The sequence below is a fragment of the Janthinobacterium breve genome, assembly GCF_051380895.1.
GTDB lineage: Bacteria > Pseudomonadota > Gammaproteobacteria > Burkholderiales > Burkholderiaceae_D > Janthinobacterium.
Genome location: NZ_JBNYXY010000010.1, coordinates 263,142 through 288,603, shown reverse-complemented (window position 1 = coordinate 288,603; position 25,462 = coordinate 263,142). Strand labels below are relative to the sequence as shown.

General features: G+C 59.9%; 21 protein-coding genes, 4 tRNA genes and 1 riboswitch. Of the genes, 12 read left to right on the top strand and 13 right to left on the bottom strand.

Going from position 1 to position 25,462, the window contains the following annotated elements; all coding sequences use genetic code 11:
- Positions 1 to 5: 5 nt before the first annotated feature.
- Genes ACQ4W0_RS21655 through ACQ4W0_RS21640 form a run of 4 tightly spaced genes read left to right on the top strand, consistent with a single transcriptional unit; the run spans position 6 to position 8,794 of the window.
- Positions 6 to 290, top strand: coding sequence for a DUF1799 domain-containing protein (locus tag ACQ4W0_RS21655; RefSeq protein WP_436578618.1), 285 nt, complete (start codon positions 6 to 8; stop codon positions 288 to 290).
- Positions 283 to 5,406, top strand: coding sequence for a phage tail length tape measure family protein (locus tag ACQ4W0_RS21650; protein WP_436578617.1), 5,124 nt, complete (start codon positions 283 to 285; stop codon positions 5,404 to 5,406). Before ACQ4W0_RS21655 ends, ACQ4W0_RS21650 begins: the two co-directional genes overlap by 8 nt.
- The gene (locus tag ACQ4W0_RS21645; protein WP_436578616.1) at positions 5,403 to 6,302 is read left to right on the top strand and encodes a hypothetical protein; all 900 of its coding nucleotides are present in this window, start codon (positions 5,403 to 5,405) and stop codon (positions 6,300 to 6,302) included. The genes ACQ4W0_RS21650 and ACQ4W0_RS21645 overlap by 4 nt, the downstream gene beginning before the upstream one ends.
- Positions 6,299 to 8,794, top strand: a complete 2,496-nt coding sequence (locus ACQ4W0_RS21640) for a hypothetical protein (RefSeq protein WP_436578615.1) — start codon at positions 6,299 to 6,301, stop codon at positions 8,792 to 8,794. Before ACQ4W0_RS21645 ends, ACQ4W0_RS21640 begins: the two co-directional genes overlap by 4 nt.
- 361 nt (positions 8,795 to 9,155) lie before the next feature.
- Here ACQ4W0_RS21640 and ACQ4W0_RS21635 read toward each other — a convergent pair.
- Positions 9,156 to 9,231, bottom strand: a tRNA-Lys gene (locus ACQ4W0_RS21635).
- Between the two features lie 72 nt (positions 9,232 to 9,303).
- Positions 9,304 to 9,379, bottom strand: a tRNA-Lys gene (locus tag ACQ4W0_RS21630).
- Between the two features lie 118 nt (positions 9,380 to 9,497).
- Here ACQ4W0_RS21630 and ACQ4W0_RS21625 point away from each other — a divergent pair.
- Positions 9,498 to 9,956: a MarR family winged helix-turn-helix transcriptional regulator gene (locus ACQ4W0_RS21625; protein ID WP_436578614.1), complete on the top strand. Its 459-nt coding sequence runs from the start codon at positions 9,498 to 9,500 to the stop codon at positions 9,954 to 9,956.
- The gene (locus tag ACQ4W0_RS21620; RefSeq protein WP_436578613.1) at positions 9,953 to 11,452 is read left to right on the top strand and encodes an MDR family MFS transporter; all 1,500 of its coding nucleotides are present in this window, start codon (positions 9,953 to 9,955) and stop codon (positions 11,450 to 11,452) included. The genes ACQ4W0_RS21625 and ACQ4W0_RS21620 overlap by 4 nt, the downstream gene beginning before the upstream one ends.
- Here the strand turns inward: ACQ4W0_RS21620 and ACQ4W0_RS21615 are convergent.
- Positions 11,446 to 12,534 (bottom strand): NADH:flavin oxidoreductase/NADH oxidase, encoded by a 1,089-nt coding sequence (locus ACQ4W0_RS21615; protein ID WP_436578612.1) that lies wholly within the window; start codon positions 12,532 to 12,534, stop codon positions 11,446 to 11,448. The genes ACQ4W0_RS21620 and ACQ4W0_RS21615 overlap by 7 nt on opposite strands.
- A gap of 106 nt (positions 12,535 to 12,640) precedes the next feature.
- On the opposite strand from ACQ4W0_RS21615, the gene ACQ4W0_RS21610 reads away from it, so the two are divergent.
- Both ACQ4W0_RS21610 and ACQ4W0_RS21605 read left to right on the top strand, forming a co-directional pair.
- Positions 12,641 to 12,982 (top strand): ArsR/SmtB family transcription factor, encoded by a 342-nt coding sequence (locus ACQ4W0_RS21610; protein WP_436578611.1) that lies wholly within the window; start codon positions 12,641 to 12,643, stop codon positions 12,980 to 12,982.
- A gap of 122 nt (positions 12,983 to 13,104) precedes the next feature.
- On the top strand, positions 13,105 to 14,226 hold the full coding sequence (locus ACQ4W0_RS21605) for an acyltransferase family protein (RefSeq protein ID WP_436578610.1): 1,122 nt from the start codon (positions 13,105 to 13,107) through the stop codon (positions 14,224 to 14,226).
- An 18-nt stretch (positions 14,227 to 14,244) separates the two neighbouring features.
- Here ACQ4W0_RS21605 and ACQ4W0_RS21600 read toward each other — a convergent pair whose 3' ends face one another.
- From ACQ4W0_RS21600 to ybgC, 10 genes are all read right to left on the bottom strand, one after another.
- On the bottom strand, positions 14,245 to 15,375 hold the full coding sequence (locus ACQ4W0_RS21600) for a sensor histidine kinase (RefSeq protein ID WP_436578609.1): 1,131 nt from the start codon (positions 15,373 to 15,375) through the stop codon (positions 14,245 to 14,247).
- Positions 15,376 to 15,571: 196 nt separating this feature from the next.
- A tRNA-Lys gene (locus tag ACQ4W0_RS21595) sits at positions 15,572 to 15,647 on the bottom strand.
- 88 nt (positions 15,648 to 15,735) lie between these two features.
- Positions 15,736 to 15,811 (bottom strand) — tRNA-Lys (locus ACQ4W0_RS21590).
- A 67-nt stretch (positions 15,812 to 15,878) separates the two neighbouring features.
- The gene (gene ybgF / locus ACQ4W0_RS21585) at positions 15,879 to 16,637 is read right to left on the bottom strand and encodes a tol-pal system protein YbgF (RefSeq protein WP_436578608.1); all 759 of its coding nucleotides are present in this window, start codon (positions 16,635 to 16,637) and stop codon (positions 15,879 to 15,881) included.
- A 134-nt stretch (positions 16,638 to 16,771) separates the two neighbouring features.
- On the bottom strand, positions 16,772 to 17,293 hold the full coding sequence (pal, locus tag ACQ4W0_RS21580; RefSeq protein ID WP_034786578.1) for a peptidoglycan-associated lipoprotein Pal: 522 nt from the start codon (positions 17,291 to 17,293) through the stop codon (positions 16,772 to 16,774).
- Between the two features lie 43 nt (positions 17,294 to 17,336).
- Positions 17,337 to 18,605, bottom strand: coding sequence for a Tol-Pal system beta propeller repeat protein TolB (gene tolB, locus ACQ4W0_RS21575; protein WP_436578723.1), 1,269 nt, complete (start codon positions 18,603 to 18,605; stop codon positions 17,337 to 17,339).
- Between the two features lie 5 nt (positions 18,606 to 18,610).
- The gene (gene tolA, locus ACQ4W0_RS21570) at positions 18,611 to 19,627 is read right to left on the bottom strand and encodes a cell envelope integrity protein TolA (RefSeq protein WP_436578607.1); all 1,017 of its coding nucleotides are present in this window, start codon (positions 19,625 to 19,627) and stop codon (positions 18,611 to 18,613) included.
- 48 nt (positions 19,628 to 19,675) lie between these two features.
- On the bottom strand, positions 19,676 to 20,116 hold the full coding sequence (locus ACQ4W0_RS21565; protein ID WP_242428498.1) for an ExbD/TolR family protein: 441 nt from the start codon (positions 20,114 to 20,116) through the stop codon (positions 19,676 to 19,678).
- A 15-nt stretch (positions 20,117 to 20,131) separates the two neighbouring features.
- Entirely contained in the window at positions 20,132 to 20,821 is a 690-nt protein-coding gene (gene tolQ / locus ACQ4W0_RS21560) for a protein TolQ (protein ID WP_102122543.1), read from the bottom strand.
- Between the two features lie 47 nt (positions 20,822 to 20,868).
- Entirely contained in the window at positions 20,869 to 21,270 is a 402-nt protein-coding gene (gene ybgC, locus ACQ4W0_RS21555) for a tol-pal system-associated acyl-CoA thioesterase (RefSeq protein ID WP_436578722.1), read from the bottom strand.
- Positions 21,271 to 21,584: 314 nt separating this feature from the next.
- A riboswitch (ZMP/ZTP riboswitch) is annotated at positions 21,585 to 21,709 on the top strand.
- Between the two features lie 111 nt (positions 21,710 to 21,820).
- On the opposite strand from ybgC, the gene glyA reads away from it, so the two are divergent.
- The 4 genes from glyA to ACQ4W0_RS21535 all read left to right on the top strand — a co-directional run bounded on the left by glyA (position 21,821) and on the right by ACQ4W0_RS21535 (position 25,457).
- Complete coding sequence (glyA, locus tag ACQ4W0_RS21550; RefSeq protein WP_436578606.1) at positions 21,821 to 23,065, top strand: serine hydroxymethyltransferase; 1,245 nt, start codon at positions 21,821 to 21,823, stop codon at positions 23,063 to 23,065.
- A 144-nt stretch (positions 23,066 to 23,209) separates the two neighbouring features.
- Positions 23,210 to 23,674 carry a transcriptional regulator NrdR gene (gene nrdR, locus ACQ4W0_RS21545; protein WP_071078724.1) on the top strand — a complete coding sequence of 155 codons (465 nt, stop codon included), beginning with the start codon at positions 23,210 to 23,212 and terminating at the stop codon, positions 23,672 to 23,674.
- Between the two features lie 224 nt (positions 23,675 to 23,898).
- Entirely contained in the window at positions 23,899 to 24,483 is a 585-nt protein-coding gene (gene pilV, locus ACQ4W0_RS21540) for a type IV pilus modification protein PilV (protein ID WP_436578605.1), read from the top strand.
- Positions 24,480 to 25,457 carry a PilW family protein gene (locus ACQ4W0_RS21535; RefSeq protein WP_436578604.1) on the top strand — a complete coding sequence of 326 codons (978 nt, stop codon included), beginning with the start codon at positions 24,480 to 24,482 and terminating at the stop codon, positions 25,455 to 25,457. Before pilV ends, ACQ4W0_RS21535 begins: the two co-directional genes overlap by 4 nt.
- Positions 25,458 to 25,462 lie beyond the last annotated feature (5 nt).

The following is a 25,462-nucleotide window of genomic DNA, read 5'->3' as shown; positions in this document are numbered from 1 at the left end:
TTGGGATGGCGGAAGAGGCCAGAACCTACGCTCATCGGCCAATCCCGGTTTTTGAGGTATGGGCCGAAAACCAAGTCATCGTGGATGTGTTTGTTTCGATGGACACGCAATGGCGGTTTGCCGTTGGTATGGCGTCAATCAGTTACATCGGACTGGACTACAGCGCGTTACGGGCTACGGTGGAGTTGATGGGATTGCGGCGCACTCAATGGGCAGATGTATTCACAGGCATCCGCGTCATGGAAGCCGAAGCATTGAAAATATTTAGAGAAAAGGCATCGCGTGGCTAATAAGGTCGTTGAGTTCGGAATTCGTATTGCGGTGGATGGCCAGCAAGCCACACCAGAAATCGAACGTATCGATACGGCCGCCAAGAAAATGGCGGCTTCCGTTGAGCAGGCCGGCCGCGCGATGACGACCGAATTCACGACCGGCACCGAGGCCGTTGCCAAGTCGGCCGACGCTGTCGTCAAGATGGCCGAAAGCGAAGAAGCCGCGACCGCACGCATCAAAGCAATGGTCGCGGCTTCGCGTGAGCAGACGGCGGCGCTGGATGCCGAGTCACGTGCCGCCGAACTGTCCGCTGTCAGTACGCGCCGCTACGCGGACGAAAATACCAACCTGGCCGCGTCCTTGGCACGCGCTTCTGCACAAATGAGTGCGCAGTCGGCGCATACCACAGGCGCAGGAGCCGGCAATGTCGCCTCCGAGGAGTCGCAGAGGTTTGTCGCAAACCTGCAGCGTCAATATGACATGCTGGGGAAAAACGCGGCCGAATTGGCGCAATACGAGGCAAAAATGCTGGGCGGCACGCGTGCCACCCAGGCACAGGCCGGCGCCATCGTCAGCAACACCGAGGCACTGCGGAACATGATTGCCGCCGAGGAGCGCCAGGGCGCGGCGGCTGACAATTTTATCGCAAGGCTCAAAGAACAAACTGCCACCATCGGTATGTCGCGCAGCCAGCTCCTCGCGCACCAGGCGGCCCAGCTTGGCGTCACGCAGGAGGCCGCGCCGCTGATCGCGCGCTTCACTGAAGCCAGCGAGGCGGCAAAAAAACATGCCGACGATGTATCCAAGGCCACCAAGGGACATCACGAATTCAGTTTCTCAACGGCCCAATCGAAAAAGGAACTGATCGTTCTGGCGCATGAACTGAGTCAGAACCGGTTTTCCAATTTCGGTGGCTCCCTGATGGTGCTGGCCGAGCAGACCGGCGCCGCATCGTTTCTGTTTAGCGGCATGGGCCTGGCCATTCTGGCCGCCGCTGCTGCCGTTGCAGGGCTGGGCTATGCCTTCATCAAAGGCGGTATGGAACAGCGTGAGATGAACAACGCGCTCATTTTGACGGGGAATTACGCCGGCATGACGGCCGACTCGCTCAATGCCTTGGCCCATTCCGCTGTAGAGATGGGTGGTACTGTTGGCGCGGCAAAGCATGCCGTTACCGAGCTGGCGGCCAGCGGCAAATTTACTGGCACGCAGATCGGCTACATCACTGAGGCAGTTGTCGCCCTGGAGCATGGTGCGGGCGTATCAATCGAAAAAACCATCAAGCAGTTTGAAAGCCTCGCCGTTCAGTCGATGGGCAGCACCACGCGCGCCACCGAGGTCATCTCGCGTGCCACGCTCAAACTCGATGACCAGTATCACTTCCTGACAGAAGCTGTATATGAGGAAATTCGGGCGCTGGAAAAAGAGGGTGACGCCAAGGGAGCGAGCGCACGGGCGACTGAGGAGTTTGCGCGTGTTCTCAATGATCGCAGCCACGAAATGGTTGCCAACCTGGGCAATATCGCCAAAGGGTGGCATGAAATCCGTGCTGGCGTGAGCGCTGCAGTTGATGCGGTAGGCAACTGGGGGAAGCGGGCCACGCCGGGATCGAATGTTGGCAAATACAGCTTCCAACTTCAGCAGTTTGACTCCGGGCTAGCAGAGAGCAACGAACGACTGGGCCGTGCGCCAGATGCAATGAGCGCCAGCCTGGCCGAGTCACGCATGAACATCGTGCGCAAGCTGACAGCCGCCGTCACCGAGTTGAATAAAGTGGATGCTGAGGCGAATGCTGAGGGTGCACGGCAACTCGTCCAATCGACCGGGGAGCATGCTGCATCGCGTGTATTAGCTGACGATCAGAGATTGCAAAAGCGTGGGCTGGGCGAACTGAGAGTGGCATTGGATGGCTATTACGAGGACATCAAGAAGATAAAAGAGGCCAATCCTGACAGTGTTCTGGTCACGCCAGAAGCGGTTGCCGCGCACGTCAAGGCACTCACCGCCGCCCATAGTAATAAGCCCAAAGCGGCTAAAGCTGATGCCGCCGACAACATTGAGCTGGCCGATCAAATGGCGCGCATTCAAGACTATGTGAATGCTGAAAAAACGATGATCGCCCAACTGGGCCGTATGGACGACCTGTTCCACAGCGCAGGCAAGATGGGCGACGAGGAATACTATAAAAATAAGATCGAATACGCGCAGGCCGCTGGCAAAGAAGAAATCGACGGCTATGCCCGCCAAATCACGGCCCTTCGCGCCCACCACAATTTGACGGCGGCGGAAGAGGCAAAGCACGCCAAGCAGATTGGTGACCTCACCGCAAAAAGCAAGGCCGCGCAACAGAAGACCGACGACGATGTCAACCTGCTGGGAGCAGCCGAATTCCTGCGCCAGGAGGCGGTTGTTTCCGCATCCGACGACGCCATGAACAAGTACATCAGTGGCCTGAGTGCTGAAGCTGACAAGATCGATGCCGCAAATATTGGTCGTGAAGAGTCGCGTGGCGCTATCGAGCGCGAAACCGCCGCACTCCTGGCCCTGGCAATCGCCAGCCAAAAACAGTTTATTGAAGAACAGACTCTCTCCGGCGCGGCGGAAGCCGAGATTGAGCAGGCGCCGAAAATTCTGAAGTACCTGGAGGATCAGCGCACAGCGCGCTTGCGCCTGGCCGATGGCCTGGATCGCCAGGATGTTGACAAGGGGCTGAAAAAAGCGGCTGAACGGGCAATTCAGGATTGGAAGTATGTCGGCACATCCATTGCAGAGAGCCTGAGTTCCGCGTTTGGAGCGGGCGGCAAAGCCATCGGTGGGATGGTCAAAGCCTATTCGGACGCTGCAGCACGTCAAGTTCAAATTGGTAAAGACCTGGCCGAGGCCACCAAAGGACGCGCTGACACTGACCCCGAAAAATTCCGGCTTGCCTCAGTCGCACAGCGGGAGTCGGCACGCGCCCAGGTCAAATCCTACGGCGACATCACAAGTGCGGCGAAGGGATATTTCAAGGAAGGCACTGCGGGATATAAGGTATTGCAGGCAACTGAACGTGCGTTCCGCGCAGTCGAAATGGCGATGGCAGTGCAATCGATGGTGCAATCGCTGGCAGCGACGTCGACCAAGACAACCGCAGTGGTCGCAGGCAAGGGCTTTGAGTCGGCAGCGATGATTGGCGCCGCCACCGTCGATACAGCGACCACTGGCGTGTCCGTGGCCAATAGCGTGGTCAAAACGACCGCCTCGACTATCGCTGGCGTCGCCAAGGCGTTTGAACAGCTGGGTGTGTGGGGTTTCGTCGGCGCGGCCGCAATCATCGCATTCATGGCTGGCATGGGTTCCAGCATGAGCGGTGGCGGCGGTGCGGTGGCGACCACGTTTGAGGAGCGCCAGAAAACCCAGGGAACCGGCACGGTCTTGGGCGATTCCACGGCCAAATCCGAATCGATGGCGCACTCGCTCGACATCATGGAGAAAAATTCCTCGCTGGAGCTGGGCTATCAAAACTCGATGTTGACGGCGCTGAAAAATATTGAGTCGGCATTGGGTGGGGCCGCCAAGGGCATATTTCAGACTGCTGGTCTTACGAAGGGGAGTGCCTTTGGCACTCAAAACTCATCGACCAAATCGTTTTTCGGCAGCGATAAGAGCACAACCATTACCGATTCTGGCGTCAAGTTCAGCGGTTCCCTGGGCGATTTGCGTCGCGGTAAGGGTAACGGTATCCAATATGAGGATGTAACGAAGACAAGCGATGGCGGCTGGTTTCATGGCAATTCAAGCGATAGCTATGTGAATAAGGCGCCCCTCAGCCCAGCTGCGCTCAAGCCATTCACCCTTATTTTTGACAATATGGGGCAGTTGATGGTCGATGCCGGCGTCAAATTGGGCGCCGATGGTAAAGCACTCACTGATGCGATTAATGCGGTGGTTATTGATTTTTCAGTCACGACTAGGGAGCTTAAAGGACAGGACTTAATTGACGCGCTATCAGCTGGCATCAGTGTGGCATTTGACACACTTACCACGGCGATTTATCCGCAGATGGAAGGTTTTCAAAAGGTTGGAGAGGGGCTGGGTGAAACGTTGGTACGTATTGCCTCAAATTATGCCAGCCTCGATGCGATTATGCGTTCCATCGGCACGACATTTGGCGCCGTTGGAATGAGTAGCCTGACGGCACGCGAATATCTACTTGATCGTGTCGGTGGCTTAGACAAGTTGCAAAGTCTCACAGAGGCGTTCGCTACTGATTTCCTGAGTGAGGCCGAGCGCCTGGCGCCTGTCAGTAAAATGGTCACTGAACAGATGGCCTTACTCGGATTGGCCGGCGTGACAACGCGAGATCAATTCAAAGACACTGTGCTGGGCTTGGCTAACTCGGGTGTACTGGCGACTGTAAACGGCGCTAAGCAATATGCGGCATTGTTGGCCCTGGCTCCAGCCTTCGCTAAAGTCTACCCAGCAGCCGAGGATGCCATCGAAGCAGCCAAGAAGATCACTGAGGCATGGCAGTCTGTTACCGATAGCATTATTGATGAAATCAAGCGCATTCGTGGTCTGCTGGGAACGGATGCCACACAATCCTATGCGGCAGCACAAGCGGCGTTCGCCATCGCCACAGCGAAAGCACGTGCAGGGGACCAGGAGGCCGCCAGCAGCTTGCCGGCATTGTCGCAAGCCATGCTGTCGCTGGCCGAGTCGCAGGCCTCCACCGCCCAGGAATTAGCGCTGATTCGTGGCCGGACGGCCGGGAGCCTGGAGGCTACGGCCGCCACTACGGTGCAGTATGGCGTCAAGATTCCGGGATTCGCTGCAGGTGGCGACTTTGGCGGCGGCTTGCGCCTCGTCGGTGAAAATGGGCCCGAGTTGGAAGTCACTGGGCCGTCGCGCATCTATAACGCGATGCAGACCTCAGCCATGCTCTCTGGTAGCGATAACTCTGCCCTGTTAGCGGAAATGCGTGCGATGCGCGAAGCGCTGAACCTGTTCGCCGGACAGTCGCAAGATGGTGATATTGCTATTGCACAGAATACCGGCGCATTGGTGCGTCTGTTAAAGCGCGTTGACGGTGAAGGCTTGCTTGTGCGGGCCGATGTTGATCTGCCGCTGCCGGTAAAGGCGGTGTCCGCATGAAGATTATCCGTCCCCTCGTGATCACCGATGAAATGCTGAAATACAGCAATATTGTCGAGAATGATTGTCCGCTCTACAGCTCGTCGGTGAGCTACAGCATCGGTGCCCGCATCATGGTCATCGGCCCAGATATCCACAAGATTTACATTTCGCTGCAGGCTGGGAACATGAGCCACGCTCCCGCGACCAGCCCCACATACTGGGTCGAGGAAAGCGCGACGAATCGTTGGAAAATGTTCGATGCCAGCATCACGTCGCAGGCGTCAAACATGGACTCCATCGTCGTCACGTTGGCCACGACGGGCATCGCCAATGGGATAGCCTTGCTCAATGTCGACTGCGCCATCATCCGGGTAACAGCATCCGATCCGGTCCTGGGCGTCGTTTTCGATAAGACGATCAATCCTGCGACCACGTCAGGCATCAATGATTGGTATAGCTATTTCTTTGAGCCGATTGTCAGGGTAAATGACATCGCCTTTACCGACCTACCTCTGTATTCAGACCTGACAATCACGATCACGCTTACCAATGTTGGGCACCTCGTCTTATGCGGTGGCTTGATCATAGGCCATGCCAAAACGCTCGGCATGACCCAGCGTGGGGCAAAAATCAGCCTGACTGATTACAGCGTTAAAGCGCGCGATGCGTTTGGCAATTTTAACGTGGTCGAGCGCGCGTTCAGTCGTCGCGTGACGCTGCCGTTGTGGCTGGATTCTAGCGCGGTCGACCAAACATTCACCCTGCTGGCCCGCTACCGCGCGACGCCGATTGTTTACATCGGGATAGTCCGCTTCGGTTCCTCCATTGTGTACGGGTTCTACAAAGACCTGTCCATCGATATTACCTACCTTAACTACGCCGTTTGCTCAATAGAAATAGAAGGATTGACATGATTACACCACTGCCACCGGCCCCATCGCGCGGAGATGATTCTGACGTTTTTGTCGCACGCGCTGATGCGCATATTACCGCTCTAGCGCGCTGGACCAGCGAGGTAAATGTCTTGGGCGAAATATTCAATCTCAGTGCAGCCAATGCGACTCTAGGATACTTGCCCCCTGTTGAGTATGCTGCTGGCTTGTTAATGAAAATCGCGACCCAAACAGTTCAATATGGAGATAACACCTACGCACCAATCCTGCTCAAGCTCCCGTTCACTACGTCAGGTACCTTTGAGGCAGATAAGTTTAGGCTGATCCAAGGCTTGACCTCGGCTGACTTAGCATTACCGACCGGTGCTGCCGGTGTGGGGTACGGTACTAGGACGGTGGATGCCGCGCTGCGCGAATTTCCTAGCGTGGTGGACCATGGCGCCGTTGCTGGCGCAGCATTGGACAACACTGCCGCGATTGCCGCATGCGAGGCGGACACGGCCACAGATACATTCCACGTGCCACCTGGCTATTTCAATACCAGCGCCAAAAAATTGCTGAAACGCTACATAGGGCCGGGCTATGTGCGTACGGGCTGGATAGATACGAATTTTGGCACCGCCTATCCGGTACTGAAGGAAAATTCATGGCATCCTGACCAGGTATTTACCGCTGATCGCCCCGTGTTATTCCTCCCGCCAGCGATCCGGGCTGCATATAACAAGGGTTCATTGCTCGGCGTCATCGCCGGCGATTCCATTTCCGAGGTGTGCGATTCATTCTATGGTAACGGCGTCGCCGCTATGGTCCAGACCATGATGGCTAAACGGATGCCGTTCTGCAAAATTCGCGTCCTGAATATGTCGCTTCTTGGCCGCGCCCTGGACAATCTGTCCTCCCCCGCATTTGTTGCTGGTGATCCGGCCACTACGGGGCAAAATGATGGCGGATCGTTCTGGCGCGATGCATTTCCGCATCGGGGTGGTGGTAGCGAAAGTATTGGCACAGACAGTAATCTCCGTAACGACGTGTGGCCGAACGGAACCGTCACTGGAAAATCATGGCTGGCGCACGTGCGGGACGCTCAACCTGATTTTATTGTCATCGCTCACGGCACGAATGCATATGGCGGCAATGAGGTTTCATGGATCGCGCATATGAAATCAATATGGACCTCGGTGCAGGCGTGGGAGAAGGTTCCGTTTCTGGTGCTGGTGCCGCCCTCAATCCCGTCGATTATCCAGGCGTCGGGGGTCATACCGGTCACTCAGGCGATTGCTGATGCGGCGCGGGCGATGGCTCTGCAGTACGGGTGGGGACTCATCGACGTCAATGCCCTGAGCCGCGTAGTCCTGACCGGTACGCATACCGACAATGCCCAACGGCTCCGTGAACGCAATTTTAACGGCTGGGCAAACGCCGCGCTGTGGAATGTCGGCACCGGCATGATGTATGCAAAAACGAGTTCCTCGGCCGGCTACACCTGCACCGTCACAGCTACCGGCGCCAATTCGTATTCCACGCGCAGGATCAAATCGGCCGACGTCGATATTTCCGCCACATTCACGCTGGCGGTGGCTGGCACGATCGCATTCCTGGTGGCCAGGTCGCCGTCAGAGTCAGAAACGGGCGGCCTGTTGGTCAGGCTGGAGGCCATGGGGGCCACTTTGCGTGTGTATTCCGGGACGACGCAGCTGCTGTCTATAGCGACTGGACTGACAGTGCCGGTGGGCGGTGCTGTGCGGCTGCGGGTGCGTCCAACCGGCGGTTATCTCGAAATATGGGTCAATAATTCCAAATTGGTTGACGGCTACGGCTACGCGCCATCGTTTTGGGCTGGAGCCGTTGGATTCGGATACGCAGCCGGGAATGGCGTCGTGTCGGAATTTGAATTTGAATATACTCCAGACTTGGTGCTCAGCACGCCAATCGTCGATGAATATCTTGTTTTTGGTGGCACCCCTGGCCTGGTCGGTGGAACAATTGGTTTTCGAGAAGAGTCAGGGTTCCATGGCGGCGATGGTATTCATCACCCTAGCGGTGATGGGCTTCAGCGGCTCTACACCCCGGCTGTCGGCCGATTTGTTTCTGAGTTTGTGGAGGCGCTGCGCCGGCCGGTACCAGCCGTGGCGACACAATTTTCAGCACAGACAACTACCAACGCGGCTGCAAGCATACCTATTGCCGGCACGACGGTATCTGTAATGAGTCCTGCCCCAGCTAATGCTGTGCCAGCCAAATGCGAAATCACAATTTCGTTTCCATACACCAATACAGAAGCTGGCGGTGGCGCGGTGCTCTCACTATATTCGGGGACAGAGACAGCACCAGGTGCCACGCTGCGGGCGTGGTATTTGGATGGATCGACGGCCTATCGCAAAAATATATTCACCCGCGTTCTACTGGATATTGGTGCCGGCCCCATCAGTTTCCACTTGCAGTGGCAGGGGGCGGCATTAACTGCTGGCAGTGGGGTATACCCTATCGAGGTGGCAGCCACGATTTTGTCCTAGCAAGTCGGACTGCGTGTTTGAATCAGGGGGGGCGTTACGCCGCTGTTAGTGATATATATTTCACTATTCTTCTTGGATTGTACGCGCCACAACCCGCTTCAGCGGGTTAGTAGTAGTGCTAAATCTAATGTCTTATCGTGCTAAATCTCGCGGCGCTTTACATTCACCGATTGCATCGGCGAGTGCGCTGGCGCGGACCCGGCCAAGAGGTGTTCGGCACCTCGCGCGTGGCGGTGACACTTGCTATCGAAGCAATACCGGAAATGGGGAATGAAGCCTGACATTTTGCCCAGGACGGGCAGGAAGCTGCCAGAAACAAAAAAGCCCACGAACCGAAATTCGTGGGCTTTCCTGAAGTATTTGGTAGGCCGTGCGGGATTCGAACCTGCGACCAACGGATTAAAAGTCCGCTGCTCTACCAGCTGAGCTAACGACCCAAAAACTTTTTCAACTGAACTGCGGTAACGCTGTGCCGTATCAACATGCTTGCCATGATGACGACTGAATCTTGGTAGGCCGTGCGGGATTCGAACCTGCGACCAACGGATTAAAAGTCCGCTGCTCTACCAGCTGAGCTAACGACCCAAGGGCGGCTATTATGACGGCCAACGGCGGTTTTGGGAAGGGCAGGGGTGGAAAAAAGCCTTGCATGGCCCTCATGCACGGTCTAATATGGGTAGGTAGCCTACCTATTTATATCCTTATGCCCACTACCGAAGACCTTCCCATCCCCGCACGCGCGCTGGCGCTGTCCGATGAATTGCGCACGGCGTTCAAGCGTCTGCTGCGCTGCATGCAGCGCGAAGGGGGTGAGCTGGACGCCCACGTGTCGATGATGCAATACATGTTGCTGGCGCTGATACACGAGCAGCCCGGCATTGGCGTGGCCGCGCTGGCGCGGCTGCAGAACGTGCGCGGGCCCACCGTCAGCGCCCAGGTCAAGTCTTTGGCCGAGGCGGGGCTGGTCGAGCGCAACGCGCCCGATCCGCAGGACCGGCGCCGTTCGGGCCTGCAAGTGTCCGCGCAAGGCTTGAACGTGCTCGAGACCCTGCGCGCGCGCCGCCGCGATGCGCTGGCGCGGCGCATCGCCCGTTTGTCGCCGCAGCAGATCGATGCGCTGGCCGCCTCCATGCAGCCGCTGCTCGAGATTGGCCAGGCATGAGCGGCCACGATCACGCCGCAGGCGCAGAAAAAGACCCGGCCAAACCCGTCACCGGGCGCGAAGTGCGCGCCATCTACCTGGGCTTGATGGCCGTGCTGGGCCTGGGCGCGCTGGACCAGAGCATCGTCGCCACGGCCTTGCCGCGCATCGTCGATGACCTGGGTGGCATGGCGCACCTGTCGTGGGTGGTCACGGCCTATGTGCTGGCGTCGACGGCCACCATGCCCCTGTATGGCAAGCTGGCCGACCAGTATGGCCGCCGCCCCATGATCTTTACGGCCCTGCTGACCTTTTTGCTCGGTTCCGTGCTGTGCGGGCTGGCGCAGAACATGACGGAGCTGATCATTTTTCGCGCCATCCAGGGTCTCGGTGCGGGCGGTTTCATGCCGCTGGCGCAAATCATCATCGGCGACATCGTGCCGCCGGCCGAGCGGGGCAAGCGGCAAGGCATGGTGCCCATCGTGTTTGCCGTCACCAGCGTGCTCGGTCCGGTTCTGGGTGGCGTCATCACGGATGCCTTGTCATGGCACTGGATTTTCTATGTCAACCTGCCCATCGGTGCAGCCGCCTTTGTCATCATTGCGCGCGCCATGCGCAAACCCGTGCGCACGCATGCGCACAAGATCGATTATCTTGGCTCGGCCTTGCTGACGGGCGCCATCACGGCGGCCCTGCTGGTGCTGGCGCTGGGCGGCACGGAGTGGCCCTGGGATTCCTTGGCCATCAAGGTCTGCGGCGGCATCGCCCTGCTGCTGGGCGGCTGGCTGGCGTTCCACGTGGGTCGCGTGGATGAACCCGTGCTGCCGCCCGACCTGTTCGAAAACCGCACCTTCAATATCGCCAGCCTTGTGATGGCCATGACTTTCATGGGCTTGATGGGCGCCAGCGTCTTTTTCCCCCTGTTTTTCCAGCTGGTGATGGGCACCAGCCCCGCCGAATCGGGCGTGATGACGGTGGCGATGATGGTGGGACTGGTGGCCTCGTCGATGTTCAACGGCCGCGTGCTGTCGCGCTCGGGCAAGTACAAGATGGTGCAGGTGGCGGGGCTGGCGGTGGCGCTGCTGGCGTTTGCCGTGCTGGCCTGGGCCATGGCAACGTCGCGCGGTTACTGGACCATCGAGCCGGCCATCTTCTTCCTGGGCACGGGGCTGGGACTGGTGATGCCGAACATGACGATTGCCGTGCAAAATGCCTTGCCGCTGGCGCGCCGCGGCGTGGGCACGGCCATGCTGGCCTTCTTCCGCTCGCTGGGCGGCTTGCTGGGTGTGACGGCCTCAGGCGCCATCCTTGCGCACCAGCTGCACCAGCATGGCGTGGAAGCCGTCTCGGCGCTGGGCGCGCATGCTGCGGCGCAGACGGTCGAGGTCTACCGCCATGCGATCGCCAGTGTGTTTGGCGCCGGCGCGGTGCTGCTGCTATTGGGACTGGTCTTCCTGCTGTTCCTGCCGGAGCTGCCCCTGGAGGGGCATCCGGCAACGGTCAAGGATGATCAGTAGCGCTCCAGCCAGTGCGCGTACGGCGCCGGCAGGGTCCACGAGGCGCGCTCCACGCCGAGTTCCTTGGCGGCAAAGTAGGCCCAGTGCGGATTGGCCAGGTGCGCCTTGCCCACCATCACCACGTCCAGTTGTTCTTCCTTGACGACGCGCTCGGCGATGGCCGGCGTGCCGAAACCCCAGGCGGACGAGACGGGCACACCCGCTTCGCTGCGGACGCGCTCGGCAATCGGGCCCATGAAGGCCGGACCCCACGGAATCGATACGTCGGGGATGGTGAAGCCCATGCTGACGCTGAGCATATCCATGCCGGCATCCTTGAACTGGCGCACCAGGGCTATCGATTCGAGCAGGGTTTGCTCGTCGCGGCCGTCGAATTCCAGCACGCCAAAGCGGATGGTCAGCGGCAGGTGCTCGGGCCATACGGCACGCACGGCTTTCAAGGTTTCCAGCAGGAAGCGGCTGCGATTTTCCACGCTGCCGCCATAGATGTCGTCGCGCTGGTTCGAGTGGACGGAAAAGAAGCTTTGCGCCAGGTAGCCGTGGGCGAAGTGCAGTTCCAGCCATTCGAAGCCCACTTCGCGGGCGCGTACGGCGGCATCGACGAAGTTCTGTTGCACCCGGGCGATATCGTCGAGGTCCATGGCGCGCGGCACTTTCGGCAGGCCGCCGCCAAAGGCGATGGCGGACGGGGCGATGGTTTGCCAGCCGCGCGCGTCGCCTGCAGCAATATGGTCGTCGCCTTCCCATGGGCGGTTGGCGCTGGCCTTGCGGCCTGCGTGGGCGATCTGGATGCCGGGCACGGAGCCGGCTGCCTTGATGGCTTTTACCACCGGCACGAAGGCTTGCGCCAGATCATCATTCCAGATGCCCGTGCAGCCTGGCGTGATACGGCCTTCGGGCGCTACGGCCGTCGCTTCGACGATCACCAGGCCCGCGCCGCCGCGCGCCATGCCCGCGTAATGCGACAGATGCCAGTCGTTGGCCTGACCATCGACGGCCATGTACTGGCACATGGGCGGCACGGCGATGCGGTTGCGAAGGGTAATGTCTTTAAGACTGAATGGCTGGAAGAGGGCGGACATGGTGGCCTTTGTGTTTGCTGGTGGAAAGATAGGGAAATACTGATTCGGTAGTTCGTAAATATTCGAAGAATAGAATTAGTATAGCGCATGCTGTATGATTCTGCTCATGCGTCCACACAAACATCCCTCCGCCAGCGAATTCGTCCTCGAGCGCGTGCTCTACGCCTTGAGTGACAGCATCCGCCTCGACATCGTGCGCCACCTGGCCAGAGTTGACGCGGCGGCCTGCGGCGACCTGGACGGCGGGCGGCCGAAGTCGACCGTCTCCCACCATTTCAAGGTCTTGCGCGAAGCGGGCCTCGTCTACACGGAAAACGCGGGTACGACGCACATGAACACCCTGCGCCGCGCCGATATCGAGAGCCGCTTCCCCCGCTTGCTCGATGCCATCCTGGCGCAGCAGCCCTTGGCGCCCGAGCCGCCGGAGGCGGAAAAGCCGGCAGCTTAGCCGCCTGCCGTGCCCCGCCATCTTCCGGGCTAGGCTATGATATCGGCCTTTCGGTAAGTCCTCAGCCGCGCGCCTGTTGCGCGACGGGCTGGCGACACTGCCTGGCACGGCAAGGGATGGGAATGACGGTAGTAGCAGCGGTATCACAGGCGGATCTGGCAAAGCGTCCGCAGTTTGGCTGGATCAATGGTTTAAAGGCAGGCGCGGCGCAGTTGATCGTGTTGCACCACTTGGCGTTTTACGGCCCCATGTCCGACTATGTGCGGCCCCTGTGGCCCGCATTGCTGGACTGGCTGGGCGGCAGCGCGCGCATCGCCGTGCAAGTGTTCCTCGTCATCGGCGGCTTTTTGGTCGCCAAATCCCTTTCGCCCGCCGGCCGCGCCGGCATCGCCACCCCGTTACAAGCCGTCTGGCGCCGCTATGCCAAGCTGGCGCCGCCTTTCCTGGCCGCCACCTTGCTCGCCGCCATCATCACGCCTGTGGCCGGCATCTGGATGCTGCACGATTCCATGTCGGCCGCCGTCACCCTGGGCCAGCTGGGTGCCCATGCCTTGCTGCTGCACGGCGTGCTGGGCTATGAATCGCTGTCGGCCGGCGCCTGGTATGTGGCCATCGATTTCCAGTTGTATCTGCTGACGGTATCGCTGCTGTGGCTGGGCGGCCGCCTGGCGGACCAGCGCCGGCACTGGCTGATGCCGCTGGCCGTCACCGTGGGCATCACCTTTTCCCTTCTGTATTTCAATCTCGATGCGGGCTGGGACAATTGGGCGCCGTATTTCTTCGGCAGCTACGGCCTGGGACTCATGGCCTGGTGGGCCAGCGACCCCAGGCGCAAGCCCGGTGTCATGGCCGCGCTCATGGCTATGGCCGCCGTGCCCGTGCTGCTGGCCCTGGCCATCGACTACCGCAGCCGCATCGCCCTGGCCCTGATCATCGCCTGCGCGCTATTCCTGTTCGGTCGCGCCCGCACGCCTTCCCAAGGCCGGGCCTGGAGCGCCATCAACGCCCTGGGACGCATCTCGTATGCCGTGTTTCTGGTCCACTTTCCCGTCAGCCTGCTGGTGAATGCCTTGTTTACGTCCTATGCCCCATTGGAACCGGCCTGGCAGGCGCTGGGCATGCTGACGGCCTGGGGCGCCAGCCTGGCGGCCGGCGCGGCATTTCACCGCTGGGTGGAGGTGCCGCTGGGGCGGGTGGTGCAATCGCTGATGGGGAAGGCTGGCATGCGGACGGTGACAGCGTAGGCGGGAATGGCGCTGGCGCTAATTGGACATGCCGGCAAATGGCCTGCTGTCGAGCGGCACGTCGATCGTGAATGTCGTGCCGGTTTCCGGCGCGCTGTCGACGACGACGCTGCCGCCATGGCTATGGGCGACACTGCGCACGAAGGGCAGGCCGATGCCCCAGCCGCTGGCCTTGTCGCTGTCCTCGCGCCGCAGATACTCGAAAATGCGCTCCCGGTTAGCCGAAGCTATCGGCGTACCTGAATTATGCACCGACAGCATGATCCGCTCGTGGGCCTGCACCAGGTGGATGCGTATCGGTCCTCCGTCGCCGTACTTGATCGCATTGCCTGTCAGATTTTCTATGGCGCGGCGCATGGAATTGGGGCACCAGTAGCCCACCACGCTTTCCCCCGTCAGTTCGCATGCTGCGGTGCCGCTGTCGTTGATTTCGCGGCACACGGCCTTGGCGATCGCAGTCAGGTCGGTCCGTTCTATTGCCAGCGGCAAGTCTTGCTGCTGGTCGATGCTGAGTGCTTCGAGCAATTCTTCGACCATGTCATTCAAGCGCTTGCCATTTTCCAGGATGCGGGCTGTCGTCAGGCGGCTCTGTTCGCTTGTATCTGCGCGCAGGTTTAACACGCTGGCGCCGTTCATGATTACCGATAGCGGCCCGCGCATGTCGTGTGACAGGGCTGCGGCGATCCGGTGGCGCAGCGACTGGTGCACTTCCGTGAAATTCTTGACCGCCTCGCGCACGGCGCGGTCGATGGAAGTCTGAAACACGGTCCACTGCACAGCGTCCAGTTCGATACCCTTCTCAGTCATCACATGAATGAAGGCGTCTCGAAACAACTGGTATTCGTGGATGACCTGCTCTGGCCCGTAGCTTGTCATGCGGGCACGCTCGTCGCCATGCACGCCCGCAATATTGGCGTGGCTATCAGCCATCGCGCGGGGATAGTCGGGCGTCATGGCCTGGGCCAGGTTGTCGTAAAAGATGGGCAGGGTATTGATCAGTATGGGGTAGGGCAGGCGCCGCGCCAAGTCCACATTGGCCCGCGTTTGCTGGCTCCAGCGTGCAATGACGTCGTCGCGCAGCGCAATTAGCCGGCGCGACATCGATGACAAGCCCCTGCCGTCGGAATTCTGGTCGGTCGCTAGTGTCATTGCTGCTGTTTCCGTAGAATGGCGCGCGGCATGGCGCAGCCTAGTTGTCGTCGTTTCATGATGTTACCAGAAGGCGCAGCCCGGAAAAAATTAACTTTGGCAGGCTGATGAGGGGAAGTGCTGAAAAGGGCAGCGATTCTGTTTCACACTGAAAACAAAAAAGCCAACCGCGAACGGTTGGCTTCTTCATAGTATTTGGTAGGCCGTGCGGGATTCGAACCTGCGACCAACGGATTAAAAGTCCGCTGCTCTACCAGCTGAGCTAACGACCCAAAAACTTGTACAACAACTTCGGTAACACTGTGCCGTAAAAAAATGCTTGCTAGTACAACTCGCAAGCAGATCAGTACTGCGTATTCGTGGTAGGCCGTGCGGGATTCGAACCTGCGACCAACGGATTAAAAGTCCGCTGCTCTACCAGCTGAGCTAACGACCCGAAGAAGAAAGATTATAGGGGGTGCCCGGGATTCTGTCAAACCTAACGGGCAACTTTTTCCCCGTTTTTACTTTTTGCCGCCCCGTTCCTTGGCGGCCTGGGCCGCGCTGGAGTCCGGGTAGCGCGAGATCAGCGCGTTCAGCGTCTTGGTCGCGTTGGGCTTGTCTTTCAGCTCCGTGTAGCAGCTGGCGATGTTAAGCATGGCGTCGGGCGCCTTGGGGCTGTCCTGGTAGTGTTTCAGCACTGCTTGCTGGGCCGTGATGGCGCTCTTGCAGTCGCGCTGGGCGTAATAGGCGTTGCCCAGCCAGTATTGCGCGTTGGCCGCGTAGGCCGATTCCGGATAGCGTTTCACGAAGGCGTCCAGGGCCGTGACGGCGCCCTTGTAGTCGCCCGACTTGAACAGGCCGAACGCGGACTCGTACGAGCTTTGCTCGGACACGCCCACGGCCGCTTCCTGACCATCGATGGTGACCTGGCGCGGCTCCAGCTTGCGCAGGCGCGCGTCGATGTCGGTGTAGAAATCCTTCTGGCGCTTTTGCGTGTTCGTCAGGTCGTTGCCCAGTACTTCGATCTGGCCGCGCAGGCGGGCGATCTCTTGCATGGTCTGGTCGTGCTGGTTGAGCAGGCTCAAGGTGCTGGTCTTGTCCGCCTTGGCATCGACGCGGCTGTTCAGGTCGCGTGCCATGGCGTCCACCTTGGCGCGCAGCTCCAGGATGGCCTTGCGCGCTTCGTCGTCGTCGAACAGAGCGGCGTTGGCGTGCAGGGGCAGGTAGGCAAACGCGGCCATCAAGGCGGCGGCGACGCCGGCTTTCGAGAATGTCATCATGGGTCGGGCTTTCAAAGGTTACGCAAACATGCAAACGGGGCGCCGGGCGGTGATACACCGCGCTGCGCCCCATTATTATGCCTATGACTGGCCAGTTAGGTAAGCGTCAATGCTGCGGCGCTCACCCATGAACATCAATAAACGATGTCAGCGCGGCGGTTTTCAGCCCATGCTGCTTCGTTGCTGCCTTGTGCTTTAGGCTTTTCTTTGCCCAGCGACACGGCTTCCATTTGGCCTTCTGGCACGCCCAGGGCAGCCATCGACTTGCGCACGGCTTCAGCACGTTTCTGGCCCAGGGCCAGATTGTACTCAGCGCCACCGCGTTCATCGGTGTTACCTTGGATCAGGATCTTGCGGCTAGGCGTTTTCACCAGGTAGCCAGCGTGGTTTTGCACGACTGGGGTGTCCGCTTCGCGCACGACGTACTTGTCGAAGTCGAAGTAGATGCTGCGGTTAGCCAGCACGCCTTTTGGATCGTCCAGTGGATCGACCGATGCGGTCGTCACTGGCTGAACTTGACGGGTGTCAACTGGTGCAACGACTTTTTCAGGAGCGCGCTCAACCACTGGGGTTTCTGCTACTTTGACTGGGGTGCTGCAGGCGGACAGCAGGGCTGCGGTAGCGGCGATGAAAGCCAAACTTTTAAAGTTACTCATTTTTATTCTCCGGGTCATGGTTAAAGGTGAAACTGTACAGCATTTACTTCATAAAAGGACCCCAGGTGGGCTCCTTGATATTGCCAGCTTGCGTAGTCAAACGCTGTTTGACGCGGCCATCCACCGATACCACTGCCAGCGACTTGCGTCGTCCGGATTCGGTCGCGTACATGATATATTTCCCGTTGGGCGAAAAGCTCGGTGATTCGTCGTTGGCGGTGTCCGACAGGCGCAGTTCCTGGCCACTAGCCAGGTCGAGCGCGTAGAGCTGGAAATTGCCGTCGCGACGGGAAATATAAGCGAGAGTCTTCCCGTCGGACGAAATCCGCGGGCTGATGTTGTAGGAGCCGCCAAACGTCACGCGCTTGGCTTCGCCACCGCTGGTCGACATGCGGTAGATCTGTGGTCCGCCGCTGCGATCGCTGGTGAAGTAAATGCTTTGTCCATCGGCCGAGAATTGGGGTTCCGTATCGATGCCGCTGCTGTTGCTGACGCGGCGCAAGCCGCTGCCGTCGGCATTGACGGTGTAGACCTGGGTATGGCCATCGCGCGACAGGGCCACGGCCAGGCGCGAACCATCCGGACTCCAGCTCGGCGCCGAATTGCTGCCTTTTTCATTCGAGACGATGGTGCGCTGGCGCGTCACCAGGTTTTGCACGTAAACGATGGGCTTTTTCTTTTCAAACGACACATACGCCACCTTGGTGCCATCCGGCGACCAGGACGGCGAAATGATCGGCTCGTTCGAGCGCAGGGCGACCTGGATGCCTTCGCCATCGGCGTCGGCTACTTCCAGGCGGTATTCGCGGCCCGATTGCGTGACGTAGGCGATGCGCGTGGCGAACGCGCCTTTGACACCCGTCAGTTTTTCATAGATGTCATCGGCAATTTTATGCGCCAGCAGGCGGTTGAACTGCGGCGCGGCCGCATTGTTCATGCTGGAGATCTGCGCGCCCTTGATGGTGTCGAACAGCTTGTAGCGCACGTCCAGGCGGCCATCGGCCATGCTCTGCACGGTGCCGGCCGCCAGCGCATCGGCGCCGCGCGACTTCCATTGGTCGTAGCTGACGGGCGCCGTTTCCGATACGGGCGCATCGGCGTCGATCAGCTTGAACACGCCGCTGCGCGCAAGGTCGGCCTTGATGATGCTGGATAACGATTGCGGCGCCGCCGATTCATTGACAAAGCTGGCGACAGCTACCGGGATCTGGTTGCTGCCGATCCCTGTAATCTCCACGCGCAGCTGCGCCTGGGCGCCGGAGGCTCCCAGTATCAGGCTGGCACAGAGCACGACATAGCTCATTTTTTTCATGGTCATCATTTAGGCAAATCCTTCATCTCGAATATGAGTTCAATCTCGCGTTCCACGGTGCCGTCTTTTTTCTTCGGCAGTGGCGACGATTTATTAATGGCGTTTTCCACCGAGCTGTCATACGCCGGCAGGCCGCTACTTTTAATCTTTCGGACCGAAATAATTTCCCCAGTTGGCAGTTGCTCGATCTTGAACACGGCGCGCGGGTTGCCCGGCACGTCCGTGCTACCGCTGTACGCGATATTGCTCTTGATCTTGCTCGTCAGGGCAGCGACATAGCCGCTGTCCTTGCGTGGCGCGGTCGCTTTCGCGGCCGTGCCCGTTGTGCCCGCGCCTGCCGCACCCGTGATGCGACTCATTTCCGCGGCACGCGCCTTGTCGGCGGCTTTTTTCTCTTCCGCCGCTTTTTTCGCCTTGGCCGCTTTTTCCGCCGCCGCTTTTTTATCGGACAGTTCTTTCTCGGCTTTTTCTTCCGCCGCTTTCTCTTTGGCTTCCTTGGCTTTCTCCAGCTTGTCGGCCTTTTCTGCCTTTTCTTTCTCCAGCTTGTCAGCCTTGTCTTTTTCTTTCTGCTTCTGTTTTTCCAGTTCGCGCTTTTCTTCTTCGCGTTCCTTCAATTCCTGCTTGCGGCGTTCTTCCGCTGCCGCTTTCTCTTCCTTCAGCTTGGCCTTCTTGCGCTCCAGGGCGATTTCCGCTTCGCGCAAGTCAACCTTCGGCTCGGGCGCGGCCACCGGTGGCGGTGGCGGTGGGGCCGGCTGCTCCACTGGCGGTTCCGGCGGTGGTGCCGGTGTCGGCTCCGGTTGCGTCGCCACGTCGGGCGGCGGCGCGGCCGTCTGCACTTTCAGGTCCCACACTTCCGCTTCGACGGCCACAGGCTCCGTATTTTGCCAGTGTACGCCTACCCACAGGAAAAACAGCAGGCCAAGGTGCATCGCCAGCGCCAGGCCCAGCGAGGGCCAGCGGCTGCGTTCGCGCGGCACGCTGTAGGGCTTGCCGAGTACATGGTCGATTTGTTTGGTCTGCAAAGTCTAGTCTATCTAAAAACGGTCAAGTCTGGAAACAGGATGCTGTGCTTACTTGGTGGCCAGGCCGACGCGGGTAATGCCCATCTTTTTCGCTTCCGAAATGAGCTGGATCACATCGTCGTACTTGCTTTCCTTGTCGCCCGCAATCATCACGGGATAGTCGGGATTGCTCTCGTGCAAGCCGCGCAGCTTGCGCAGCAGGGCGTCGCGGTTCGGTTCCGTTTCCGGCGACAGCTGTTCCTTGCCGATGACGCCGATCGACAGCGAACCATTTGGTTTCAGCACGATCTGAATATAGTCATCGGGCGGTTTGGCCGACCTTTCCGCGTTGGGCAGGTTCACCACGCTGGGATTGTTCGACGACGGCATCACCATGAAAATGATCAGCAGCACCAGCATCACGTCGATATACGGCACGACGTTGATCTCGGACTTGAACTTGCGGCCGCGGCCGCCGCGCATGCCGCCGCTATTGAATGAGGAACCCATGGACGCTGCTCCCTCTTAGCGCGACTGGCGCTGCAAGATGTTGGAGAATTCCTCGACGAAGCTCTCGAAGCGGATCGCCAGGCGGTCGATGTCATGCGAAAAACGGTTGTAGGCGACGACGGCGGGAATCGCCGCGAACAGGCCGATGGCGGTGGCGATCAGCGCTTCGGCAATGCCGGGCGCGACGGCGGCCAGGGTGGCTTGTTGCACGTTGGCCAGGCCGCGGAAGGCGTTCATGATGCCCCAGACGGTGCCCAGCAGGCCGATGTAGGGCGAGACGGAGCCGACGGAGGCGAGGAAGGCCAGGTGCGATTCGAGCACGTCCATTTCACGCTGGAAGGCGGCGCGCATGGCGCGGCGGGCGCCGTCGAGCACGGCGCCGACGTCCAGCGCTTCGCGCGAACCGTAGGAAGCCTTGCCCTTGATGAATTCGCCCATGCCGGCGTCAAAAATGCGGGCCAGCGCGCCGCTCTGGTCGCGGTTGCCGCTGGCGCTTTGATGCAGCGCATGCAGGTTGCCGCCGGCCCAGAAGCTGCGTTCAAATTCGATGGTTTGCTTGCGCGCCTGGCGCACGGCAAACATCTTGCGGAAAATGTAGGTCCAGCTGGTCAGGGAAATCAGCAGCAGCAGGGCCATGATCAGTTGCACGATCAAATGGGCATTGGTGATGAGCGCGAGGAAAGAAAGATCTTGTGTAACGTTCATTGGCTGGCAGTCTGTTGGGTGAATTGTCCGGGGGGGGCGGGTAGGGTTCAGGCGGCGCGCATGCGGGCCGCTACTGGATCAGGCACGGCGCGCGGGCGCAATGCCGAGTCGACGCAGCCGATCTTGACGCGGGCCGTGTTCAGCAGGCGGTCGCCGCACCAGGCTTGTTGCAGGAAAACAATGGAGGCGCGCCCCATTTTTTCTATGCTTAAGGTTAATCTTACCGTGTCATCGAGCCTGGCTGGCGCATGATAGTCAGCGTTGATGCTTTTGACAACGAACATTGCGTCGTGCTGTTCCAGCAATTCCTGCTGGCCCACGTCGATGGCGCGCAGCCATTCGGTGCGCGCGCGTTCGAAAAATTTCAGGTAATTTGCGTAATAGACGATGCCGCCGGCGTCGGTGTCTTCATAGTAGACACGTACGTTCCAGGTAAAGACTGAAGGCATGTTTATTGCGCCAGTAGTGAGATTGAGCAACATTTTACGCGATTTTTCTTCTTGTGACTGTGGGCGCTTGCTGGAAAGCCATGCAAAAGCTGCATATAAGTTGCACCGCAGCATTGTAAATCCGGGGCGCACAATGGCAAGCTTCGTAACATACGCTTACATGCCGTGGCCAGGTTTAAGTTCAGCTTAAGAGCCGCAGTCTTGCCCGGGGCGGTCTGTGCCCGTGCCCGGGCTGCATTGGCGCGCGGCGATTATAGCTGTACGGTTGCATTCCTTGCTCAATTTGGGCACTTAACTTACAATTTGCATTCCATTACGTCTCACGTGACTGGCGAAAAGTCGGGCGATCTCCATGGATGGCGATCGGCAAACCGGCGAAAGGTGGGCACCCACCGGGAAACGTGAGATTTTTCATCAGCCGTTCGCCTGGGTAGCCACTATGGAAAAGCACGAAGAGGCTGCCTGTCCAACGTTGTTATTCACTTAACGCCGGCTCCCCTCATTCGATCCAACCTGCCAGTACAAGCACCCTTATCTTTGGAGTTTTTACATGTTCGCAAAAGATCACACCCTCGCCAACGTCGATCCTGAATTGTTCGCCGTCATTCAAAAAGAAAACGTGCGCCAGCACGATCACATCGAGTTGATCGCGTCGGAAAACTACACGTCGCCAGCCGTCATGGAAGCGCAAGGTTCGCAACTGACGAACAAGTATGCCGAAGGCTATCCGGGCAAGCGCTACTACGGTGGCTGCGAATTCGTCGACATCGCCGAGCAACTGGCCATCGACCGCGTGAAAAAACTGTTCGGCGCCGAATGCGCGAACGTGCAGCCGAATTCCGGCTCGCAGGCGAACCAGGGCGTGTTCTTTGCCATGCTGAAACCGGGCGACCTGATCATGGGCATGTCGCTGGCCGAAGGCGGTCACCTGACTCACGGCATGCCGCTGAACATGTCCGGCAAGTGGTTCGACGTGGTGTCGTATGGCTTGACGGCGGAAGAAGACATCGACTACGAGGCGATGGAACGCCTGGCCCGCGAACGCAAGCCGAAACTGATCATCGCCGGCGCGTCGGCCTTCTCGAAAAAGATCGACTTCGAGCGTTTCGGCAAGATCGCCAAGGAAGTGGGCGCCTACTTCATGGTCGACATGGCCCACTATGCGGGCCTGATCGCCGCCGGCCTGTACCCGAACCCGGTGCCGTTCGCTGACTTCGTGACCTCGACCACGCACAAATCGCTGCGCGGCCCACGCGGCGGCATCATCCTGATGAAGGCCGAGCACGAAAAAGCCATCAACTCGGCCATCTTCCCTGGCATCCAGGGCGGCCCGCTGATGCACGTGATCGCCGGCAAGGCCGTCGCCTTCAAGGAAGCGCTGAGCTCTGACTTCGTCGAATACCAGAAGCAAGTGATCAAGAACGCCGACGTGCTGGCGAAAACCCTGATCAAGCGCGGCTTGCGCATCGTGTCCGGCGGTACCGAGTCGCACGTCATGCTGGTCGATCTGCGCGCCAAGAACCTGACGGGCAAGGAAGCCGAAGCCATCCTCGGTTCCGCGCATATCACCTGCAACAAGAACGGCATCCCGAACGACCCGCAAAAACCATTCGTCACCTCGGGCATCCGCCTGGGCAGCCCGGCGATGACGACGCGCGGTTTCAAGGAAGCGCAAGCGGAAGAAGTGGGCAACCTGATCGCCGACGTGCTGGACAATCCGCATGACGCCGCCACCATCGAGCGCGTCAAAGCGGCCGTGAAAGTGCTGGCTGACGCGCACCCGGTGTACGCATAATTATTTGTCCAGAATGTGTCATACAGAGTAAGATTCTGTATGACACATTCCAGTCGTGCCCAAGGGCGCCCGGAGTGATTCGGGCGCCTTTTGTACAAGGGCGGCGATTTCCCGTAATTATTACTATAAAGTTGTAGCCAGCCCATGAAATGTCCATTTTGCCAGCACGGCGATACCCAGGTTCTCGATACGCGCGTATCGGAGGAAGGGGATGCCATTCGGCGCCGCCGCCGCTGCGGCAAATGCGACAAGCGTTTTACCACCTACGAACGCATTGAACTTATCATGCCGGCCGTCGTCAAAAAGAATGGCAGCCGGACGGAGTTCGCTGCGGATAAGTTGCGCGGCAGTTTGATGCTGGCCTTGCGCAAGCGTCCCGTCGCGGCCGCCTCCGTGGATACGGCCATTGCGTCCATCCAGGAAAAACTGCTGACCAGCGGCTTGCGCGAAGTCGATTCCGGCTATATCGGCGAGCTGGTCATGCAGGAACTCAAGCGCCTGGACAAGATTGCCTACATCCGCTTCGCCTCCGTCTATAAGAATTTCGAAGATCTGGCCGAGTTCCAGGATGCGATCGCCGAAGTGGGCCAGGCGCGCAGCAAGCCCTGACGTTCACCTTATTGAAAATGGGGCCGCTCCTGCGCCCCGTGTTCACCACGCCAGCGTTCGCCTGGCAAGCGGCCTGATCAATCCAGGCGCTTTTTTTCCCTTCTTTTTCTCTTTTTCGCGGCGACGTTTGCGCTGCCTCATGCCTGCGTTTTTGCATGCGCCTATCGTGTAGCTGGGCCGGGCGTCCGCGCGGCTCCAGTCTATTCTCTCAGCGGGAGAAGCTCATGCACAGCGGTACGCGTGGTCCCATGGATGGCAGCAGCCTCGTCGAGGTGCTGGTGTCGCTGCTGCTGTTGGCGCTGGGCTTGCTGGGCGCCAGCATCCTGCAACTGAGCTCGCTACGTGCGCGCCATGAGTCGGCGCTGTTGTCGGCGGGCGTGCAACTGGCCGCCGGCATGGCCGAACGCATGCGCGCGAACAGCGTGCTCATGCATGGTCCCGATGCGGGCAATCCCTACCTGAACGTGGCCTATGCGGTGGCGGACGGCGCCGAGCCTGCCGGCGGCGCTCCCGACTGTTTCGGCGCTGCCGCCTGCAGCGCGGCCGAGTTGGCGCAATTCGACATCGCCGAATGGAAGCAAAGGCTGCAATCGGTCTTGCCCGGCGCGCGCCTGCATATCTGCCGCGACGCTCCCGCGTGGGACGCCGCCGCCCAGGGCTTGCACTGGGCCTGCAGCGGCGGCAAGGGCGCGCCCATCGTCATCAAGCTGGGCTGGCGCGGCCGACAGCCCGATGGCTCACCCGCCGTGAATGCGGCAGGCGAGTCGCTGCCCAGGCTGGCATTCCAGCTTGGGGGAGGCGGCGCATGAATGGCATGCACGCCCGCTGGCGCCGGCATCGGGGCATGAGCCTGGTCGAATTGCTGGTGGCCCTGTCGCTGGGCGCGCTGCTGATGCTGGCCGCCAGTACCGTGCTGCTGGCGGCCAGCGGCAGTTATGGCGAGCAGTCCGCCAGCGCGCGCCTGGACGACAACGGCCGCTATGCGCTCGACACCATCGCCCGCGCCGTGCGCCAGACGGCGTATGTGAATTGGGACAGCAGTGCCGCGCCCGTCGCGCATGCCGCGCACGACAGCGCGAATGTCGCCGGCCTCGACGCGCATAGCCTGGGCAAGAACAGCGAGGGCATCAGCGGCGCGCTGCCCGACGCCCTGCATGGCAGCGACGTGCTGGCCCTGCGCTATTACGGCGCTGGCAATGAGGAGGGCGGCGACGGTTCCGTGCTCAATTGCGCCGGCTTTGGCGTGGGCGCCGCGCAAACGGAGGCGCAGCGGGGTTGGAGCATTTTCTATGTGGCGCAGGGCGCCGATGGCGAAGGCGAGCTGCGCTGCAAATACCGTGGCGCGAACGGCTGGGGTGCGGATGCCGTCATCCGTGGCGTCGACGGCTTTCAGGTGCTGTATGGCCTCGACACGGATACGCCGCCCGATGGCGTGGCGAACCAGTACGTCAATGCCAGCGCACTCGACGCCTACGATGCGGCGCTGCAGCTGGCGGGCGCGGATGCGGCCGCGCGACAACGCGATTTTCACCGGCGCACGCACTGGAAGCGCGTGGCCAGCGTGCGCGTGGCGCTGCTCTTGCATGGCGAAGCGGGCCAGCTGGATAAGATGGCGGAACTGGGGCCGGTGCAATTCGACCTGTTCGGCAAGGCGTATGCGGAGGCGCACGGCGCCAGCGACACGGGCGTGCGCATCGCGCGCGCATCGTTGCCTGCCGCAACGCGCTCCAGGCTGCGGCAACTGGTGCAGATGAGCATCATGCTGCGCAACGGGCCGGCCTAGGCGGG